The 17,303-nt window shown below is 61.9% G+C and carries 21 protein-coding genes; all 21 read left to right on the plus strand.

Annotation, left to right across the window (positions count from 1 at the left end; all coding sequences use genetic code 11):
- Positions 1-54 precede the first annotated feature (54 nt).
- The 21 genes from MF4836_RS09330 (at position 55) to MF4836_RS09430 (ending at position 17,201) form a co-directional block, all read left to right on the plus strand.
- Positions 55-609: a hypothetical protein gene (locus MF4836_RS09330; RefSeq protein ID WP_238596136.1), complete on the plus strand. Its 555-nt coding sequence runs from the start codon at positions 55-57 to the stop codon at positions 607-609.
- The gene (locus MF4836_RS09335; protein WP_078470088.1) at positions 606-1,196 is read left to right on the plus strand and encodes a phage baseplate assembly protein V; all 591 of its coding nucleotides are present in this window, start codon (positions 606-608) and stop codon (positions 1,194-1,196) included. The genes MF4836_RS09330 and MF4836_RS09335 overlap by 4 nt, the downstream gene beginning before the upstream one ends.
- A gap of 92 nt (positions 1,197-1,288) precedes the next feature.
- A complete protein-coding gene (locus MF4836_RS09340) occupies positions 1,289-1,492 on the plus strand; it encodes a hypothetical protein (protein WP_078470089.1) in 204 nt (67 codons plus the stop codon).
- Positions 1,493-1,496: 4 nt separating this feature from the next.
- On the plus strand, positions 1,497-1,823 hold the full coding sequence (locus tag MF4836_RS09345) for a GPW/gp25 family protein (RefSeq protein WP_020296586.1): 327 nt from the start codon (positions 1,497-1,499) through the stop codon (positions 1,821-1,823).
- Positions 1,820-2,701 (plus strand): baseplate assembly protein, encoded by an 882-nt coding sequence (locus MF4836_RS09350; protein WP_078470090.1) that lies wholly within the window; start codon positions 1,820-1,822, stop codon positions 2,699-2,701. The genes MF4836_RS09345 and MF4836_RS09350 overlap by 4 nt, the downstream gene beginning before the upstream one ends.
- 1 nt (position 2,702) lies before the next feature.
- The gene (locus MF4836_RS09355; protein ID WP_078470091.1) at positions 2,703-3,308 is read left to right on the plus strand and encodes a phage tail protein I; all 606 of its coding nucleotides are present in this window, start codon (positions 2,703-2,705) and stop codon (positions 3,306-3,308) included.
- On the plus strand, positions 3,305-5,794 hold the full coding sequence (locus tag MF4836_RS35785; protein WP_238596137.1) for a phage tail-collar fiber domain-containing protein: 2,490 nt from the start codon (positions 3,305-3,307) through the stop codon (positions 5,792-5,794). Before MF4836_RS09355 ends, MF4836_RS35785 begins: the two co-directional genes overlap by 4 nt.
- 15 nt (positions 5,795-5,809) lie before the next feature.
- Complete coding sequence (locus MF4836_RS34965; RefSeq protein ID WP_078470092.1) at positions 5,810-6,235, plus strand: phage tail assembly chaperone; 426 nt, start codon at positions 5,810-5,812, stop codon at positions 6,233-6,235.
- A 101-nt stretch (positions 6,236-6,336) separates the two neighbouring features.
- Positions 6,337-7,503 carry a phage tail sheath subtilisin-like domain-containing protein gene (locus MF4836_RS09370; protein ID WP_078470093.1) on the plus strand — a complete coding sequence of 389 codons (1,167 nt, stop codon included), beginning with the start codon at positions 6,337-6,339 and terminating at the stop codon, positions 7,501-7,503.
- Between the two features lie 12 nt (positions 7,504-7,515).
- A complete protein-coding gene (locus MF4836_RS09375) occupies positions 7,516-8,025 on the plus strand; it encodes a phage major tail tube protein (RefSeq protein WP_078470094.1) in 510 nt (169 codons plus the stop codon).
- A 13-nt stretch (positions 8,026-8,038) separates the two neighbouring features.
- The gene (locus MF4836_RS09380; protein ID WP_078470095.1) at positions 8,039-8,344 is read left to right on the plus strand and encodes a phage tail assembly protein; all 306 of its coding nucleotides are present in this window, start codon (positions 8,039-8,041) and stop codon (positions 8,342-8,344) included.
- A gap of 141 nt (positions 8,345-8,485) precedes the next feature.
- On the plus strand, positions 8,486-11,059 hold the full coding sequence (locus tag MF4836_RS09385; protein WP_078470096.1) for a phage tail tape measure protein: 2,574 nt from the start codon (positions 8,486-8,488) through the stop codon (positions 11,057-11,059).
- Positions 11,060-11,068: 9 nt separating this feature from the next.
- Complete coding sequence (locus tag MF4836_RS09390; RefSeq protein ID WP_078470097.1) at positions 11,069-11,914, plus strand: phage tail protein; 846 nt, start codon at positions 11,069-11,071, stop codon at positions 11,912-11,914.
- A complete protein-coding gene (locus tag MF4836_RS09395) occupies positions 11,889-12,095 on the plus strand; it encodes a tail protein X (protein WP_020296575.1) in 207 nt (68 codons plus the stop codon). Before MF4836_RS09390 ends, MF4836_RS09395 begins: the two co-directional genes overlap by 26 nt.
- A 61-nt stretch (positions 12,096-12,156) precedes the next feature.
- Positions 12,157-13,200 (plus strand): phage late control D family protein, encoded by a 1,044-nt coding sequence (locus tag MF4836_RS09400; protein WP_078470098.1) that lies wholly within the window; start codon positions 12,157-12,159, stop codon positions 13,198-13,200.
- A gap of 208 nt (positions 13,201-13,408) precedes the next feature.
- Complete coding sequence (locus MF4836_RS09405; RefSeq protein WP_078470099.1) at positions 13,409-14,047, plus strand: hypothetical protein; 639 nt, start codon at positions 13,409-13,411, stop codon at positions 14,045-14,047.
- Between the two features lie 187 nt (positions 14,048-14,234).
- Positions 14,235-14,819 carry a phage tail terminator protein gene (locus tag MF4836_RS09410; protein WP_078470100.1) on the plus strand — a complete coding sequence of 195 codons (585 nt, stop codon included), beginning with the start codon at positions 14,235-14,237 and terminating at the stop codon, positions 14,817-14,819.
- On the plus strand, positions 14,816-14,998 hold the full coding sequence (locus MF4836_RS09415) for a DUF2635 domain-containing protein (RefSeq protein WP_078470101.1): 183 nt from the start codon (positions 14,816-14,818) through the stop codon (positions 14,996-14,998). Before MF4836_RS09410 ends, MF4836_RS09415 begins: the two co-directional genes overlap by 4 nt.
- Positions 14,998-16,494 (plus strand): phage tail sheath subtilisin-like domain-containing protein, encoded by a 1,497-nt coding sequence (locus MF4836_RS09420; RefSeq protein WP_078470102.1) that lies wholly within the window; start codon positions 14,998-15,000, stop codon positions 16,492-16,494. Before MF4836_RS09415 ends, MF4836_RS09420 begins: the two co-directional genes overlap by 1 nt.
- A 66-nt stretch (positions 16,495-16,560) precedes the next feature.
- Entirely contained in the window at positions 16,561-16,908 is a 348-nt protein-coding gene (locus MF4836_RS09425) for a phage tail tube protein (RefSeq protein ID WP_020296570.1), read from the plus strand.
- A complete protein-coding gene (locus tag MF4836_RS09430; protein ID WP_078470103.1) occupies positions 16,905-17,201 on the plus strand; it encodes a phage tail assembly protein in 297 nt (98 codons plus the stop codon). Before MF4836_RS09425 ends, MF4836_RS09430 begins: the two co-directional genes overlap by 4 nt.
- Positions 17,202-17,303 lie beyond the last annotated feature (102 nt).

A 17,303-nucleotide genomic window follows, 5' to 3' on the forward strand; every position in this document is an offset into this window, starting at 1 on the left:
TTCCCTGATCAGCATTGGCCTTCAACAAGGTCTGCCGGCCATGGACCCACAGGCGTGGCAGCGTCGATCTTCTTCTGGAACACGACAATGAACGAACTGACCCAGCTACAAGGCGCCATCATGGCCACGATCAAGTTGGCGATGCCGCAGCTGCATACGGTCGAGGCCTTGCCCAAGGTGCTTGAGGACGCCACTGAGCCGGCGCTCTACCTTGCAATTACCGGCCTGGACCAGGGCACCGACCCGGGCGACGGCCGCAGTTGTATGCAGGCCACTCTCGAGGCGCGGGTGCGAGTGGATGCCAATCTTGTGCAGGCGCCTTTGCAGGCGGCCATTCTGGCGGCTCAGTTGATCGAGCTTCTGCGTTGCCAGCAGTGGGACCTGGATTTTGTCGAAGGCGCAACAGCGGTCTCGGCAAAACCTGCGGATATAGTCTCGGAGCCGGCTTATAGAGCCGAGTGGATCGTGCGCTGGCAGCAGCTTATCTACCTGGGCCAGGAGCAATGGCCATGGCCGAATCAGCCACCGGGCACGCTGGTGCTGGGTGTTGGTCCCGATACAGGCGCCCTTGATGAGGGTCGCTACCAGTCGCCGGAGCAAATGGTGTGAGTTACGTATCTGCAACCCACGACCGCATGATTGCCGGCTTGATTCTCCCGTGCAGCGTGGTCGGTGTGGACCTGGCTGCCGGCCTGGTGCGGGTTTGCGATGGGGCCGGCTGGACCAGTGCCTGGGTGCGCTGGCATAGCCAGGCCGCCGGCAAGGCCCGTCACTGGCGGGCGCCGAGCCTGGGGGAGCAGGGCGTCCTGATCAGCCCCAGCGGCGAGCCGGCGCAGGGCACGTTTGTACCGGGCCTGTACGGTGATGCCGGCGCTCAACCAGACAACCGTGATCATGTCGAAGTCTGGCGTTTCGATGATGGCGGCTCGCTGGTCTACGACTGGCAGGCCAAGCGCTACAGCATCAGCCTGCCCAGCGGCACGGTGGCAATCCAGGTCGGCGCCAGTTCGGCGTTGGTCACGGACAGCGCCATTACGGGCACGGCTGACAGCATCACATTGACCGGGGCAATCACCCTCAATGGCGATGTGCAAATCAACGGCGTCAGCCTGAAGCACAACGGCGTGAATGTCGGTTCGACCCATGTCCACTTGGGCGTGATGCCCGGCCCTGGATCAACCGCAACGCCTCAGTGACGCTTTGCCGATCAACCTCGGCCAGCCTACCCATGACGTAGATAAACCTGATCAATCCGCCGAGTGCGGATTTTTTGTACCCGGAGAAAAGCATGGCAATTCCGAAAAAAAAGCTCGACCGCTCGGCCGGTACTGGCGCTGCGGTATTTCGCGACACTCTCTACACCTCCCGCATTCTGATCCTGGCGGATGGCCGCGAGCTGGCGGTGGTCCAGGGAACGGTATCGGCGCCGGCGGGCGACAGCCTTGCCAGGGACTATCTGCAGCAGCATCCGGACTTTCAGCCGCAGGAGTAACACGATGATCGGAATGGATCGCCGTACTGGCCAGCCGCTGTCCGGCATCGAGCATTTGCGGCAGTCCATCGAGGACATCCTGACCACCCCTTTGGGCAGCCGGCGGATGCGACCTGAATACGGCAGCAACCTGCGCCGTTACGTCGACCTGCCGGTAACCGGCGGCTGGAAAAGCGCGGTGCAGGCCGAGGTGGCACGGGCGCTGTTGCGTTGGGAGCCACGGCTGAAGCTGGAGCGGGTGCGAGTGGTAGCGGTGGTGGAGGGCCAGGTCAGTTTCCAACTGACGGGCCAGTACCTGGGCAACAACGCGGTTTTGGAGGTGACGGCATGAGCATGCTGGATTTGTCGGCGCTGCCGGCGCCCCAGGTGCTGGAAGCCCTGGATTTTGAAGCGCTGTATCAGGACAAGCTGGCGACCTTTCGCCGCTACATGGGCGACAACTGGACGGCCAACCTGGAAAGCGACCCCGTCACCAAACATCTGGAGCTGTCCGCTTACGGCGACATGCTGTTGCGAGCCCGGGTCAACGATGCGGCCAAGGCGCTGCTGCTGGCCCATGCCAAGGGCACGGATCTGGATCAGCTGGCTGCCAACGTCAATCTGCAACGCCTGGTGATCCAGGCCGGCGACCCGCAAGCGGTGCCGCCGGTGGAGGAGATCAAGGAAGCCGATGACGCACTGCGCGAACGTGCCCAACTGGCCTACGAAGGGCTGACCACCGCTGGGCCGCGTAACAGCTACATCCTGCATGCCCGTAATGCCTCGGCCCTGGTGGCCGATGCCGAGGCCGAAAGCCCGTCACCGGCCTGTGTCACGGTTACGGTGCTGGGCCTTGAGGGCGACGGCGCCGCGGCGCCTGAGCTGCTGGCGACGGTTGCCGCGGCCCTCAATGATGAGGACGTGCGCCCCCTGGGAGATCGGGTCACGGTGAACAGTGCCCAGGTCCTGCCGTATCGCATCGACGCGGTGCTGCACATGAAAGGCCCCGGGCCTGAAAGTGATGCGGCCCTGGCCGAGGCCGAGCGCAGGCTGGCCGCCTGGGTCAACCCACGCCGGCGACTGGGTATCGAGGTGGCGCGTTCTGCCATCGATGCCCAGCTGCATGTGGCCGGCGTGGCCCGGGTCGACCTGCGCGGTTGGCAGGACATCGCTCCGAGCAAGGCCCAGGCTGCGTATTGCACTGGCTACAGCGTCACCTTGGGGAGCTGATATGACCAGCCTGCTGCCAAGCAATAGCACCCTTTTGGAGCGCGCCCTCGAGGCGACCAACACCGGCGACACCGCCACCATGTTGCGCACCCTGTACAACCCCTCGACCTGTCCGGTGCACCTGCTGCCCCAACTGGCCTGGGCCTGGTCGGTGGACCGCTGGGACCCGCGCTGGAGCGAAACGGTCAAGCGCAACGCCATTCGCGCTTCGCTCTTCATCCATGCCCGCAAGGGCACCATCGGTGCGCTGCGCCGGGTCGTGGAGCCCCTGGGTTACCTGATCGAAGTGGTCGAATGGTGGCAGATGGTCCCCCGGGGTGAGCCCGCCACCTTTGCCCTGAAAGTCGGGGTGCTGGATACCGGTATCACCGAGGAGATGTACCAGGAGCTGACCCGGCTGATCGACGACGCCAGGCCCGTGAGCCGGCACATGACCGGGCTGGCCATCAGCCTGGAAACCTCCGGGGTGATCGGCTACGGCGCCTATGTGGACCAGGGCGAAGTGCTCGACGTTTACCCCCCGGCACCCCGTGATATTGATGTGACCGGTCGATACGGCCAGGTCATGTGCATTGATGAAACAGACACCCTGGATGTGTACTCATGATCGATTCCAACAGTCAGTTCTTCGCCATCCTCACAGCAGTGGGCGAGGCGAAACAGGCCAACGCCACCGCCCTGGGCACGCCCTGGACCTTCAAGGAGATGGCAGTAGGGGATGCCAACGGCAGCGACCCCATCCCCAGCAAGACCCAGACCAAGCTGATCAACGAATGGCGCCGCGCACCGGTGAATCAGGTACGTACTGATCCGGCGAATCCCAATGTCATTATCACCGAGCAGGTAATCCCGCCCGATGTCGGTGGACGCTGGATCCGTGAAATCGGCCTGTTCGATGCCGACGGCGACCTGGTGGCGGTGGCCAACTGCGCGCCAAGCTTCAAGCCTCTGCTGGCCCAGGGCACTGGCAAGACCCAGGTCATCCGCATGAACTTCATCGTGGCCAACACCGCGCAAGTCGTGCTCAAGATCGATCCGGCCGTGGTCCTGGCGACCCGTGAGTACGTCGACAACGCGGTGATCGAAGCCCTGGCCAAGATGGACTTCAAACACTCAGCGTTGGTGGCCACTACGGCCAACATCGCGTTGAGCGGGATCCTGACCATCGACGATGTGCTGCTGCCGGCCGATGCCCGGGTGCTGGTGAAGAACCAGACCCAGGCCAAGGACAATGGCTTGTATGTGGTGTCGGCGACCGGTGTCTGGAAGCGGGCGCAGGATGCCGACAGCAGCCTGGAAGTGACCCCAGGTCTGTTTGTCAGCATCGAGAAGGGCACGGTCAATGGTGACAGTGTCTGGCAGTTGGTTACGGATGGGCCGATCATTCTGGGCAACACGGCGCTGGACTTTGAAATGGCCGTTGGCCGGACCGGCGTCAGCGCGGGTTCATATGCCAATGTCACTGTCGACAAGAACGGCCGGGTTATCGCGGGTACCAACCCGGGCACGCTTGCCGGTCATGGCATCACCGACACCTATACCAAGGCTGAGATCGAATCCATCGTGGCGCAGGCGTCGTCGTTGCCGGTGGGCTCGATGGTGGCGTTTCCCAAGGGCGCGATTCCGCCGGGCTTCCTTGAAGTTGATGGCAGCGTGAAGAGCGTTGCTGTCTTCCCTGACCTGGCGGCGTACCTCGGGACCACCTTCAACAAGGGCGATGAAGGCGCGGGCAGCTTCCGACTGCCAGACTCTCGGGGTGAGTTCTTTCGGGGCTGGGACCATGGGCGTGGGGTGGATGCCGGGCGCGCAATTGGCTCTATGCAGCTCGATAGTCTGCAAGGCTTCCGCCTGGAGACGCTGCGAACTAAGGCTGGCACATCCTGGGGTAACGATGATGGCGGCGCTGGTGATCCAGCGTACGGCCCGCCGTTGGGCTCAGTCGCTCCGGGCACAAGACCACGTAACTTAACGGGCGCTTTCGTCAGTGACGGCGTGAACGGCGTGCCTCGTGTTGGATCGGAAACCCGCCCGCGCAACTTGGCGGTTATGTGGTGTATCAAGGCCTGGAACGCGCCGGTTAATCAGGGAAATATCGATGTTGCTGCGCTTGTCAAAGAGCTAGCAGCCCTGAAGTCAGCAACGCCTGTCGGTGCCATCGTTGCAATCCCCAAAGCGGATGTGCCGCCGGGGTATCTAGAACTCGACGGCAGCGTACAGAGCACCGCAACTTATCCCGACCTGGCGGCGTACCTCGGCACCACGTTCAACACGGGTGGCGAAGGTGCCGGGAACTTCCGTTTGCCTGATTCGCGGGGTGAGTTCTTTCGCGGATGGGACCATGGACGCGGGGTTGATGGTGGTCGCGTTGTTGGTAGTAACCAGTTTGATGCAATACAGAATATCGTCGGGGGATTTACAGCTAAGGCCGCAGGGTATTCAGAAACTTTGAAGCCCACAGGTGCGTTTGCGGCCAAAGACGGTACGGGAATTATTGGCGGCTCTGCGGACAATACGGCTCCTGGCATAGAGCAATTCAAGTTTGACGCCTCGCTTGTTGTTCGTACTTCGAACGAGACTCGGGGCCGCAACTTGGCAGTGATGTGGTGCATCAAGGCTTGGAACGCACCCGTCAATCAGGGAAACATTGATGTTGCAGCCCTTGTTCCGCTGGCCGCCCAGGCCACCGAGGCCAATCAAGGAACGGCGAAAATTGCGCCCCAGGCGCAGATGCTTGCGGGCACAGATGACGCGTTGATCGTCACACCGAAGAAACTTCGTTGGGGTTTTTCCATCGGTCTGGCGAGCAATGGCTACATCGCCTTTCCTTCGTGGCTGGGTGGTCTGATTGTTCAGTGGGGCAGGGGTACAAACGCAACAGCCGGCCCAGTTACTGTGTTGTTCCCTATCGCATTCACAACTTCCAAATTTTTCGATCACGCAGTGCCGATCGTAGCTTCTCCGACTGGCTGGGATACATCGCAAACTGTTGGGGATACGTCTAGAACACAGTCAACATTCAATAGGCGTGGCGGTGGCTCTTCTACTAACTCACCAACAAATTTTGATGTTTATTGGTTTTCGATTGGGTACTGAGGGGAGGTTTTGGGTATGCGCTATTACAGCAAGTCTACTGGCTCTACATACATAGCTGGCCTGCACGGCTCAATGCCGGCGGATGCAGTTGAGATATCCGAAGACCTGTACTTGTCGGTCATAGGTAATCCAGCGTCTGGAAAGGCCCGTGCTCACGACGATAGGGGTTTGCCGTATCTGATCGACGCGCCTGTACAGCTTCCGGATCTGCAAGCCCAGGAGCGCGAATGGCGCGACAGCGAACTGATTACGGCAACGGGTATGCGCGACCGCCACCGCGACCAACTGGAGATCGAGGTCGAAACCACGCTTCCGGCTGAGCAGTTCAAAGAGCTACTGCTGTACATGCAGGCCCTGCGCGACTGGCCGCAGTCGCCAGACTTCCCGGACATTGAGTTGCGCCCTATAGCGCCGTCCTGGATCGCCGAACAAGTCGAATAAACGCCCCGCACCGCCGGGGCGTTTTCTTTCCCGCTTCCCCTTAACCCAACATCCCTTACAGCCCCCTTTACCCGGGGCTTTTTCATGTCTGGAGTTTATCCATGAGTGGTTTTTTCCACGGCGTTACCGTCACCAACGTCGACACCGGTGCGCGCACTATTTCGCTGCCGACGTCCTCGATCATCGGCCTGGTGGACACCTTCACCGAAGCCCCGGCCTTCACGGCCAAGGCTAACGACCTGCTGCTGATCACCAACGAGCGCGAGGCCATCGCGGCCTGGGGCCCGGATGCGGCCATCACCAAGGCCTGCCAGGCCATCTATCAGCGCGCCAAGGCGGTGATCGTTGCCTGCGGCGTGGCCAAGGTGGCGGATGCGGCCGAGCAGACCTCGGCGATCATCGGTGGGGTGCTGGCCGACGGTAAGCGCACCGGTTTGCAGGCGCTGCTGGACGGCAAGAGCCGTTTCAATGCCCAGCCGCGTTTGCTGGTGACCCCCAAACACAGTTCGACCCTGGCGGTCGGCACCGCGCTGGTCGCCCTGGCCGACAAGCTGCGTGGCCTGGCGATCATCGACGGCCCGAACAGCACCGACGAAGCGGCCATGGAGTACGCCAAGAATTTTGGCGCCAAGCGCGCCTACATGGTCGATCCGGGTGTTCAGTACTGGGACAACGGCGCCAGCGCCACGGTCGACGCGCCGGCCTCGGCCTGGGTCGCCGGCCTGTTTGCCTGGACCGACAACGAATACGGCTTCTGGGCTTCGCCATCGAACAAGGAGTTTGTTGGCATCACCGGCACCTCGCGCTCCATCGAGTTCCTGGACGGCGATGAAACCTGCCGCGCCAACCTGCTGAACAACGCCAACATCACCACCGTCATCCGCGACGACGGCTTCCGTCTATGGGGTAACCGCACGCTGTCGAGCGATCCGAAGTGGGCGTTTGTCACCCGGGTGCGAACCATGGACATCGTCATGGACGCCATCCTCTTCGGCCACAAGTGGGCGGTCGACCGCTCGATCACGGCGACCTATGTCAAGGACGTCACCGAAGGCCTACAGGCGTTCATGCGCGACCTGAAGAACCAGGGCGCGATCATCAATTTCGAGGTGTATGCCGACACCGAGCTCAACACCGCCAGCCAGCTGGAGCAGGGCAAGGTGTACTGGAACATCCGTTTTACCGATGTGCCGCCGGCCGAAAACCCCAATTTCCGGGTCGAGGTCACCAACCAGTGGTTGACCGAAGTCCTCGACCAAGCCGCTTAAGGAGCCGCAGCAATGGCAATGATTCCCGAAACCCTGGCGAACATGAACCTGTTCGCCGATGGCGTCAGCTTCCAAGGCGACGTGCCCAGCCTGACCCTGCCCAAGCTCACGCTCAAGACCGAGGAGCACCGCGCCGGCGGCATGGACGTGCCGGTCGAGCTGGACATGGGCATGGAAAAACAAGAGGCCGGGTTTACCACCACCGGCGTGCGCCGCGAGTCGCTGAAGTTCTTCGGCCTGGCTGACGGCACCTCGTTCAATGGCGTGTTCCGTGGAGCTTTCAAGGGCCTCAAGGGCAAGGTCACCCCGGTGATCGTGACCCTGCGCGGCCTGCTCAAAGAGGTCGACATGGGCGACTGGAAGTCCGGCGACAAGGCCGAGATCAAGCACAACGTGGCGCTGACCTACTACAAGCTCGAAGTCGACGGTCGCCTGATCTACGAAATCGATGCCTTGGGCATGAAGCGCGTGATCAATGGCGTCGACCAACTGGCCGCGCAACGTTCGGCCCTGGGCCTGTAAGGAAACCACCAGCATGTCTCAAGCAAGCAACAAGACCCCGGTGTGGATGACCCTGAGCGCGGAAAACGTCGTCATCAGCCTTAGCAAACCGGTGGAGATGAACGGGGTGGTCTGCGACAAGGTCACCTTGCGCGCTCCAACCGTGCGCGATGTGCGTGCGGCCAATGCCGGGGCTGCCGGCGATGATGAACAGCGCGAGCTGATGCTGTTTGCCAGCCTCGCGCAAATCAGCGCCAAGGACCTGGAGGGCATGGCGCTCAAGGATTACCAGCGCCTGCAGGCCGGCTATTTTCGCCTGGTGCAAGACGACGAGCTTTGATCCGAAGGTGATGAAAATGGCAGCGAAGCGGCTCGCCAGCGAGCTGCATTTCGCCGCCGAGGAAATCATGACCATGAGGTTTTCCGACATGGTCTGGTGGCTCACGGATTGAGCCCGTCACCCAAGGAGCAGGAGAGGCAGATGGCGAGCAAACTGGAATCAGGGCTGGTGGTGATTGGTACGGCCCTCAGTTCGACGTGGGACGCCGCCTTCAAGACGGTGGAAGACCGGATCAAGAAGCTGGAGGCACAGGGCAACAAGGCCGGGGTGCTGGAAAAGGCCATCGGCCAGACCCTGCGTCTGCAGGATGAATGGAAAAAGGCCCATGACACCGGCGCCGCTTCCGCCGCCGGACTGTTGCGCCGGTTGGAAGAGAGCCGTGATGGCCTGCGCCAGCAGGGTGTTCAGGTCCACAAACTGCGCCAGGAGTACCAGGCGCTGGGTAATGTGGCTCGGGGCTCGGCTTTGCAGGCCCGAGGGCTGCAGCAGATCGGCCAGGGCAAGGCCGACTTCAAGGCGGCTTATGGCTTGGCCAAGGACGGGATCGGCAAGCTGGCCATCCCGGTCAAGGTCAGTGCCGATTATCAGGCGCTGATCCGTGATATCGCGATCAAGGCCGGTGTGGCCAATCAGCCTCAGGAAGCGCAACTGAGCCGCACCGTCATTCAGACGTCACGGGACACGGGGATGGCCCGCAACGAGGTGGCCGCTCTGGTGGGGCAGATGGCTGCCAGCGGCATGTCGCTGGACAAGGCCCAGGGCTATGCCGCGCTGGCGGCCAAGTTTGCGGTGGGCCAGGGCGCAGGTGTCGAAGATACTGCGAAGCTGATGCGAGCTCTGGAGCTGCAAGCCGGGATCAGCGATCCCAAGGTCATGGAGCAGGCCCTGGAGGCCATCGCCCAGCAGGGGCAGGCGGGCAATTTCGAAGCCGCCGACATGGCGCGCTTGTTGCCGACCCTGCTCAAGAGCGCGAAGGGGGAGGGGCTCACCGGTATGGATGCGGTGAGTCAACTGGGCTCGATGCTGCAGGTGCAGATGAACACCGCCGCAAGTCCCGATGAGGCCGCCGGCCAGTTGCAGAACTGGATAGGGAAAATCGGCTCCAGTGAGGCGGTCAAAGCCTACGAAGACGCCGGTATTGATTACCAGGCTTCGCTGAACACTGGTATCCAGAAGGGCATGTCGAGCCTGGAGGCGAGCTTTGCTTTGGCCATGCGCTACGTCAGGGCCATCGACCCGGCCAAGGCGGCGAAGATGGCCGAGGCCCAGGCGCAGATCAGCAAGGAAACGGACCCGGCGAAGGCCAAGGCCATGCTCGAGGCACTGGAAGAGTCTCTGCGCACCGGCGACCTGTTCACCGATATGCAGATCAAGGCGGCTTTGCTGGCTCAGACCCAGGGCCGGCAGCAGTACGAGCAAGTGAAGAAGGATTCGTTGAGTGCTTCGGGCGTTCTTGATAGGAACCTGGCCGAGCGTCGGCAAGCCTCCAAGCAGCTTTGGGCTGAAACCGCGCAGGCGGTCGACGATGGCATGCGTGCCGTGGGAGAGGCCCTGCGCCCGGCCACTGATCTGGCGGCCAAGGGCCTGACCCTGGTAGTCGGTAAGCTGACTCAATTGGCGGAGACGGCTCCATCCTTGGTGTTGGGAGTGACCGCCCTGGGCGCCGCCTATGTCGCGGTGAAAAAGCTGATGGCCGTCTACAGCATGGGCAAGGGCCTGCTGAATGTTTTCCGAGGCGGGCTGAAGATTGATCCCAAGTTTGTACAGCGGGTATTTGTTACCAACGCACTGGGAATGGGGGCGGGCGATTACGACCTCGACGGCGGCCGGGACAAGAAGGGCAACAAGGGTCGAAAGCGCCCAGGTGGCGCGAAGGCCAAGCCCGGCAGGTTCAGTAGGATTTTCCAGACACTGAAAAGTGCATTCAGTCCAGCTCGTATAGGCAGCGTCGCCAATGGTGCGCTGGGCATGGGGCGCACGGCGCTGAACTGGGTAGGGTCAATGTTCAGGAAGATAAAACCACCCAAGCTGGGTGGCTCATTCTTTTCGGTGCTAGATGCCGGTATTCAGGTGGCAGATACCTACCAGAACGCCAAGACCCGCGACGAGAAGGCTGAAGGTTATGGCGGCGCGGCGGGTGGGTTAGCAGGCGCTTTGGTCGGGGCCAAAATGGGGGCTGCTGCCGGGGCTGCCATTGGCTCTGTCATACCAGGACTAGGCACCGCCTTTGGCGGCGCTGCAGGTGTCGTCATTGGCGGTGCTCTGGGTTACAGGGGCGGCGACGCCCTGGGCTCCTATGCAGGCAAGGCGATGTTCGGCTCCGACGAGTCGCTCAAGCAGATGCCCGCAGCCGGCCCGCTGATGATGCGCAACGCCGGGCAGAACATCCCGCCGGTCATGGGCGACATCGCCAAATCCTTCCAGAAAGGCCAGACACCCCCGCTGATGGGGCAGGCGGCGCACTCGATGGCCAGTCCATCGTCGTCTAGCGCGGCGCTGGCCACGATCACTGCGCCGGATTCATTCAAACCCCAGGTCCCCCCGGTCATCGAGCAGCAGTTCAGCTTCGCGCCCTACCTGTCGATCTCGGTCCAGGGTGATGTGCGCGACCCTGCGCAACTGGCTCGGGAGCTGGAACCGCACCTGCGCTGGCAGTTCGACGAGTTCAGCCGCCAGGCTGCCGCTCGCCAGCTGTTCGACGCGGCATACGTTTAAGGAGATCCCATGGCTTACATGGAACAGCTGCAGTCGGGGCTTGGCTCCCTGGTGGCGGCAGCGGAGGCGGGGCGGCGCAGTGCAGATGAGATGCTGGGGCCCATGAACGGTGCCATCAGCGATATCACCGGCGCCGCCCTGGAGTTGGAGAACCTGCCCTTTGTCGGGCCGGCCCTGGGCGCCAAGTTGCAGCGCACGATGCGTGGTATCAGCGCCGCGCAGTCGGTCGTCGGTGAAGTGGCGGCCAAGTACAGCCAGGCGGTGACGGTGGCGGGGCAGGTGCAGCAGCGTCTTGGCGCCTTGCAGGAGCAGGTGGCCAAGGCCGGCGTGGCGATCAACCGCATCGGCGGGCAGATCAGCCCCGCCCTGGGCAATATTTTCCCGACGGCCGCGTTTGCCGAACAGGCCACCCCGGCGGCCGAAGCGGTGAAGCCCTTCCCCCACCTGTTGATCCTGCAACCGCTGGGGGCCGGTGGGCAGCCTTACTACTTCAATGTCGACACCGCGGCCTTTGAGGAGCTGCGCCGACAGACCGGGTTCCGCTGGGCCGGCCAGGAGCGCCTGAGCCGCAGTGTCGCCCAGCAGGCGGTGGGCCAGGGTGAAGAGCGCATTTCCCTCAAGGGCGCGATCTTTCCGGGGTTCAAGGGGGGGCTGGGGCAGTTGCAAACCTTGCGCAGTATCGGCCGACGCTTGCAGCCGCTGAGCCTGACCACGGGCTACGGCGAAGTGCTGGGCACCTGGTGCCTGACCAGCATCGAGGAAGACCAGAGCCACCTGCTGGCCGGTGGTATCCCCCGCAAACAAGGTTTTTCATTGGAGTTCGTAAGCTATGGCGACGACCTGCAGAACGTCTGACGGGGACCTGCTCGATACCCTGTGTCAGCAGTACTACGGCCACCTCAACGGCAGTGTCGAGGCCGTGCTGGATGCCAACCAGGGGCTGGCCGACGAACCCCAGCCGTTTCGCGCCGGGGTCTTGATCCGGCTGCCGCAACTGCCGGTTCGGGCCGAGGCCATGGTCCAGCTATGGGACTGATCCTCAACCCCTTCAACAAGCCCCGTCGAGTACAGGGTTTGCACTTTCTGGAGCACGGATCATGACGCCAAGGTTCCGCGTTGTTGCCGATGGCCGGGACATCACCGCGCAGATCAACGACCGCTTGCTGAGCCTGCGCACCACGGACAAGCCCGGCATGGAGTCGGACGAATTCGAGCTGCGCATCGATGACCGCGCCGGCGCCGTGGCGCTGCCCCGGCGAGGGGCGAGCATTGAAGTGTTCCTCGGTTACGCCGGCCAGGAACTGACCCGCCTGGGGCGCTACACCGTGGATGAGGTGGTGGTGAACGGACCGCCCGACACCCTCGAGATTCGCGGCAAGGCCAGTGACATGCGCGGCAGCGGCAAAACCACCCGCAGTGGCAGTTGGGAGAACGTCTCGCTGCAACTGATTGTGCGTGACCTGGCGGCGCGCAACGGATGGATACCGATCTGCCCGCTCGCCATCAAGGTGCCGCGCATCGATCAGCTCAGTGAGTCCGATTTCAACTTCATCACCCGCCTGGCCAGGCAATACGACTGCACCGCCAAGGTGGCCGAAGGCAAGCTCCTGGTACTGCCCCGGCAAGCCGGGCAAAGCGCCAGCGGCAAGGCTCTGGGCGTTGTCACCCTTACCCGTGGTGATGTCAGCCGCTATCAGTTCCGGCTGAGTGATGGCAGTACCCACAAGGCGGTGCAGACCCGGCACCAGGACAAAAAGAGTGGAGCGCTCAAAGTCATCGACCTGGGTAATGAGCATGCAGCGCCAGGCGTGCCGACGGTGAATACCGATCGACATCTGTATCCGAACCAACAGGCCGCCGAGCAGGCTGCCAAAGCGCGTTTGGCGGCCTTCAACCGCAGCACTGCCAGTTTGCGCCTGGATATGCCCGGGCGTACCGATCTGTTTGCCGAGCGAATCATCAGTGCCCAGGGCTTCAAGGTCGGACTCGATGGCAACTACCTGGTGGATTCGGTCGAGCAGTTGTTCACCCAATCTGGCTGGAGTACCACGGTTGAGTGCAATGGCGGCAAGCAAGGCAAGGCCAAGGCTGCGGGCAAGAAAAAGCCAGCAGCCCGGCCACTTAAGGTGGTGCAGCTTTAAGTCATTGCGCCCAACTTTGGCGTGCTTGGGCTGGACTGAGTTTTATCTGCGGTTGGATCGCTATTGGGATCCATGAGCACTAATAGTCAGTGATGAAGCGTTAGGAGCGATTGATTGATCGCTCGTTGTAAGGAGTTGCGGCAGTTTTTCTGCGCAAGCCGCTTTGAAAATGAGCACGTAAGCTCGCAAAAACACTATCGGAGATAGTATGAAAAAGATTAAAGCTGTATTGCTCTTGAGTCTGTTTTCGTTGATGGGTACATCCCTGAATACCTGGGCGGATGCGATGTCTTGGAACTTGGCGCGGGATGTTGTCTTTATCAAGAGTAATCCTGCGCCAAACTCGCCCTGGGCATTTATGCAGAACGCGTCGGGGACGAATAATCCTGAAAATTATACGTTGCTACCTTTCTTCAAGGCGGATGACTGTAATGGAAACCCTGTTACATGCTGGCAGGATCCGGCTTCAAGGGCTCATGTGTCAGTCCATTTCAAGCCTTATACGTTTACAGGAAACGGCACCTTTTCTCTCACGCCGGGGAGCGTTGCTTTTCACCCTGGCGAGAATAGCCAGACCATCATCCGCTGGAGCAGCCCAATCGTTGGAGAAGTTAATGTTTTGGGGCGTGTCAACCATGTCCATGACACCTGTGGTGATGGTGTCGCCTGGTCACTGAATGTGGATGGCACCGTTATTCAATCCGGCAGTTTGGCCAGAGGTAAAGGCACTGTCTTTTCGGCAACTAAAGTGCCCGTCACCAAATCGTCCGCCCTCTATTTTGTCCTTGATAAGAACGCTAATTTTTCATGCGATACCAGCACTATCGATATGTTGATCACCAATTAATCGACACAACGTTTCGGTTCACCCGAATACAGTTCATACCAAGTGAGTGAGAACAAAATAAAGCCCAGCGGAGTGGCAACTAAGGGGCGATAACCTCGACCCCAGCCTGCAAGGATGCGGGCCTCCGATGATTCGGACTCTTCTTTAAGCCCGCCCCCCAGCGGGCTTTTTATTGCCCGGTGACCCCATGAAAATCACCCCCATCTCCACCCAGCTCCGCACTCACTGCCCCAACCTCACCAACCGCATCGCTGTCGGCATCGACCTGCCTTTCCTGGAGACCGATCCCTCGCTGCAGCTCCCTGCGGCGTATATCGCGCCCCTGGCCGATGTGGCGAGTCGCAGTGCGGCGCAGAACGCTAGCCGTCAAACCATCCGCGATCGCTTCGAAGTGCTGCTGGTGCTTGACGCCACCGACGCTACAAAAGCGCTGGATCTGATGCACGACCTGCGCGCCGAAGTCTGGCGGGCCCTGGTCGGTTTCAAACCCGGCCTCGACTACAACCCCATCGAATACGACGGCGGCGAGCTGGTGTCGCTCAGTGCCACCCGCTTGCTCTACCGCCTGCACTTTTTCGCTGAGTTCCAGCTGGGTCGCAACCTGCCCAGCCAGCCGGCGGAAACCTGGCATGAACGTGAACTCGACGGCTTGCCGTCTTTTACCGGGGTCACGGTGCGGGTCGATGCCATCGATCCGGCCGACCCCAATCTGCAACGTCCGGGGCCCGACGGGCGTCTGGAGCTGACTTTTTCAGGAGACGTAACCCCATGACTAAACGCATCACTGTGCTGCCGGCCGCTGGCCGCGCGGTGCCGGACCCGGAAGCGGGCGATCTGTTGCCTGTCACCGGCCGTGAAGTACCGGACAACGCCTGGTGGCGTCGACGTCTGGCCGATGGCGATATCACCAGCAAAGCCGTGAAAGCGGCGAAATCACAAGGAGCCAAATAATGGCGATCGGTTTCAGCAATATCCCTGCGGACATTCGTGTACCGCTGTTCTACGCCGAGATGGACAATTCGGCAGCCAATAGTGCTTCGTCGTCCATGCGCCGCCTGATCGTGGCCCAGGTCAACGACAACGCCACCAGCACCGAAGTCGGCAGCCTGGTGCTGGTATCCAGTGTGGCCCTGGCGAAAAGCATCGGCGGCACTGGTTCGATGCTCGCCGCCATGTACGAAACCTGGCGCAAGACCGACCCGGTCGGCGAGATCTGGTGCCTGCCGCTGCACAGCACCGAGGGCAGCATGGCCAAGGCCGAGCTGAAGCTCACCGGCGCGGCGACCCAGAGCGGCTTGCTCAATCTGTATGTCGGCGGTGTGCGGGTGCAGGCCTCGATCGTCACCGGCGCCACGGCCACTCAGGCCGCCGCGGCGCTGGCGCTGAAGATCAACGCCGCGGTCGATCTGCCGGTCACGGCGGCTGCCGTTGATGGCACCGTCACCCTGAGCGCGAAGTGGACCGGCGACACGGGCAATGACATCAGCCTGCAACTCAATCGCCTGGGCAAGAGCAATGGCGAGGAAACCCCGGCCGGCCTGTCGCTGACCCTTGGCAAGATGGCCGGCGGCACCGGTGTGCCGGATCAGGTCGCGGCATTGGCGGCGTTGGGCGACGAGCCTTTCGAATTTATCTGCATGCCCTGGACCGACACCTCGACCCTCAACGCCTGGCAAGCGGTCATGGATGACAGCACCGGTCGCTGGTCCTGGGCCAAGCAACTGTTCGGCCATGTCTACAGCGCCAAGCGCGGCACCGTCGGCACGCTGGTAGCAGCGGGCCAGGCGCGTAATGACCAGCACATGACCATCCAGGCCCTGGAAGCCGGTGTGCCGCAACCGGTGTGGGTGCAAGCCGCCGCCCTGGCTGCGCGGACCTCGGTGTTTATCTCTGCCGACGCCAGCCGTCCGACTCAAAGTGGCAGCCTGCCGGGTGTCGATCCGGCACCGGCCAGCGAGCGTTTCACCCTGACCGAGCGTCAGTCGCTGCTCAACTACGGCATCGCCACCGCCTATTACGAAGGCGGTTACGTGCGGATCCAGCGTTCGATCACCACCTACCAGAAAAACGCCTACGGCCAGGCCGACAACTCCTACCTGGACAGCGAAACCATGCACCAGTCGGCGTTTATCGTGCGTCGCCTGCAAAGCGTGATCACCAGCAAATATGGGCGACACAAGCTGGCTTCCGATGGCACCCGCTTTGGCGCCGGGCAACCGATCGTGACCCCGAGCACCATCCGCGGCGAATTGATTGCCCAGTACGCCAAGCTGGAAATGGAAGGCCACGTGGAGAACGCCGAGCTGTTCGCCGAGCACCTGATCGTCGAGCGCGACGTGCAGGACCCGAGCCGGGTCAACGTGCTGTTCCCGCCGGACTACATCAATGGCCTGCGGGTGTTCGCGCTGCTCAACCAGTTCCGCCTGCAGTACGACGCGGCGGCCTGAATCGGGCCTGTTGCATAGCGTTTTTTCAGCCCGCCTCGAGCGGGCTTATTTTTTCGGAGAAATATCATGGGTCAACTGATTGCAGGCACCTGCTACGTCAAAGTGGACGGCGCGCAACTGACCATCAACGGCGGCTGCGAAGCACCGCTGATGGCCGTCAAGCGGGAAACCGTGGTCCCGGGTTTCTACAAGGAAACCGACCTCACCCCGTCGTTCAAAGTCACCGCGCTGCACACCCCGGACTTCCCGCTCAAGCAGCTGATTGCCGGTTCCGACATGACCGTCACCTGCGAGTTCGCCAACGGCAAGGTCTACGTGCTGGCCGGTGCCTACCTGGTGGACGAACCGGTGGCCAAGGGCGATGACGCCACCATCGAGCTGAGCTTTGAAGGGCAGAAGGGGACCTGGCAATGAGCAGCCTGGTGAAGCTGCAAGTGCCGATCGAAGCTCACGGCGAGCCGTTGCTGGAACTCACCCTGCGCCGGCCGACGGTGCAGGAAGTGCGCACGATCAAGGCGCTGCCGTACAAGATCGACAAGGGCGAGGAAGTCAGCCTGGACATGGACGTCGCGGCCAAATACATCGCGGTCTGCGCCGGCATTCCGCCGTCCTCGGTCAACCAACTGGACCTGGCCGACCTCAATGCCTTGAGCTGGGCGGTGGCGAGTTTTTTCATGAGTGCGGCATCGCAGCCATCGCCGACCTGATCGCTGTCGCCTATGACCTGGCCTGGTTCTGGAAGGTAGACCCCGAACAGATGCTGGCCAGGCCACTGGATGTGCTCCGGGAATCCCTGGAGCACGCGCAAC

Origin of the sequence: Pseudomonas sp. MF4836, assembly GCF_002018875.1 — a bacterium.
In the GTDB taxonomy this organism is placed as follows: Bacteria; Pseudomonadota; Gammaproteobacteria; order Pseudomonadales; family Pseudomonadaceae; genus Aquipseudomonas.

Excerpts from the sequence above, each read along its gene's own strand:
- MF4836_RS34965 (WP_078470092.1), top strand. The coding sequence starts at position 5,810 with ATGCGCTATTACAGCAAGTCTACTGGCTCTACATACATAGCTGGCCTG.
- MF4836_RS09380 (WP_078470095.1), top strand. The coding sequence starts at position 8,039 with ATGTCTCAAGCAAGCAACAAGACCCCGGTGTGGATGACCCTGAGCGCG.
- MF4836_RS09355 (WP_078470091.1), top strand. The coding sequence starts at position 2,703 with ATGACCAGCCTGCTGCCAAGCAATAGCACCCTTTTGGAGCGCGCCCTC.
- MF4836_RS09350 (WP_078470090.1), top strand. The coding sequence starts at position 1,820 with ATGAGCATGCTGGATTTGTCGGCGCTGCCGGCGCCCCAGGTGCTGGAA.
- MF4836_RS09405 (WP_078470099.1), top strand. The coding sequence starts at position 13,409 with ATGAAAAAGATTAAAGCTGTATTGCTCTTGAGTCTGTTTTCGTTGATG.
- MF4836_RS09395 (WP_020296575.1), top strand. The coding sequence starts at position 11,889 with ATGGCGACGACCTGCAGAACGTCTGACGGGGACCTGCTCGATACCCTG.
- MF4836_RS35785 (WP_238596137.1), top strand. The coding sequence starts at position 3,305 with ATGATCGATTCCAACAGTCAGTTCTTCGCCATCCTCACAGCAGTGGGC.
- MF4836_RS09415 (WP_078470101.1), top strand. The coding sequence starts at position 14,816 with ATGACTAAACGCATCACTGTGCTGCCGGCCGCTGGCCGCGCGGTGCCG.
- MF4836_RS09400 (WP_078470098.1), top strand. The coding sequence starts at position 12,157 with ATGACGCCAAGGTTCCGCGTTGTTGCCGATGGCCGGGACATCACCGCG.
- MF4836_RS09370 (WP_078470093.1), top strand. The coding sequence starts at position 6,337 with ATGAGTGGTTTTTTCCACGGCGTTACCGTCACCAACGTCGACACCGGT.
- MF4836_RS09375 (WP_078470094.1), top strand. The coding sequence starts at position 7,516 with ATGGCAATGATTCCCGAAACCCTGGCGAACATGAACCTGTTCGCCGAT.
- MF4836_RS09425 (WP_020296570.1), top strand. The coding sequence starts at position 16,561 with ATGGGTCAACTGATTGCAGGCACCTGCTACGTCAAAGTGGACGGCGCG.
- MF4836_RS09385 (WP_078470096.1), top strand. The coding sequence starts at position 8,486 with ATGGCGAGCAAACTGGAATCAGGGCTGGTGGTGATTGGTACGGCCCTC.
- MF4836_RS09340 (WP_078470089.1), top strand. The coding sequence starts at position 1,289 with ATGGCAATTCCGAAAAAAAAGCTCGACCGCTCGGCCGGTACTGGCGCT.
- MF4836_RS09390 (WP_078470097.1), top strand. The coding sequence starts at position 11,069 with ATGGCTTACATGGAACAGCTGCAGTCGGGGCTTGGCTCCCTGGTGGCG.
- MF4836_RS09345 (WP_020296586.1), top strand. The coding sequence starts at position 1,497 with ATGATCGGAATGGATCGCCGTACTGGCCAGCCGCTGTCCGGCATCGAG.
- MF4836_RS09430 (WP_078470103.1), top strand. The coding sequence starts at position 16,905 with ATGAGCAGCCTGGTGAAGCTGCAAGTGCCGATCGAAGCTCACGGCGAG.
- MF4836_RS09410 (WP_078470100.1), top strand. The coding sequence starts at position 14,235 with ATGAAAATCACCCCCATCTCCACCCAGCTCCGCACTCACTGCCCCAAC.
- MF4836_RS09420 (WP_078470102.1), top strand. The coding sequence starts at position 14,998 with ATGGCGATCGGTTTCAGCAATATCCCTGCGGACATTCGTGTACCGCTG.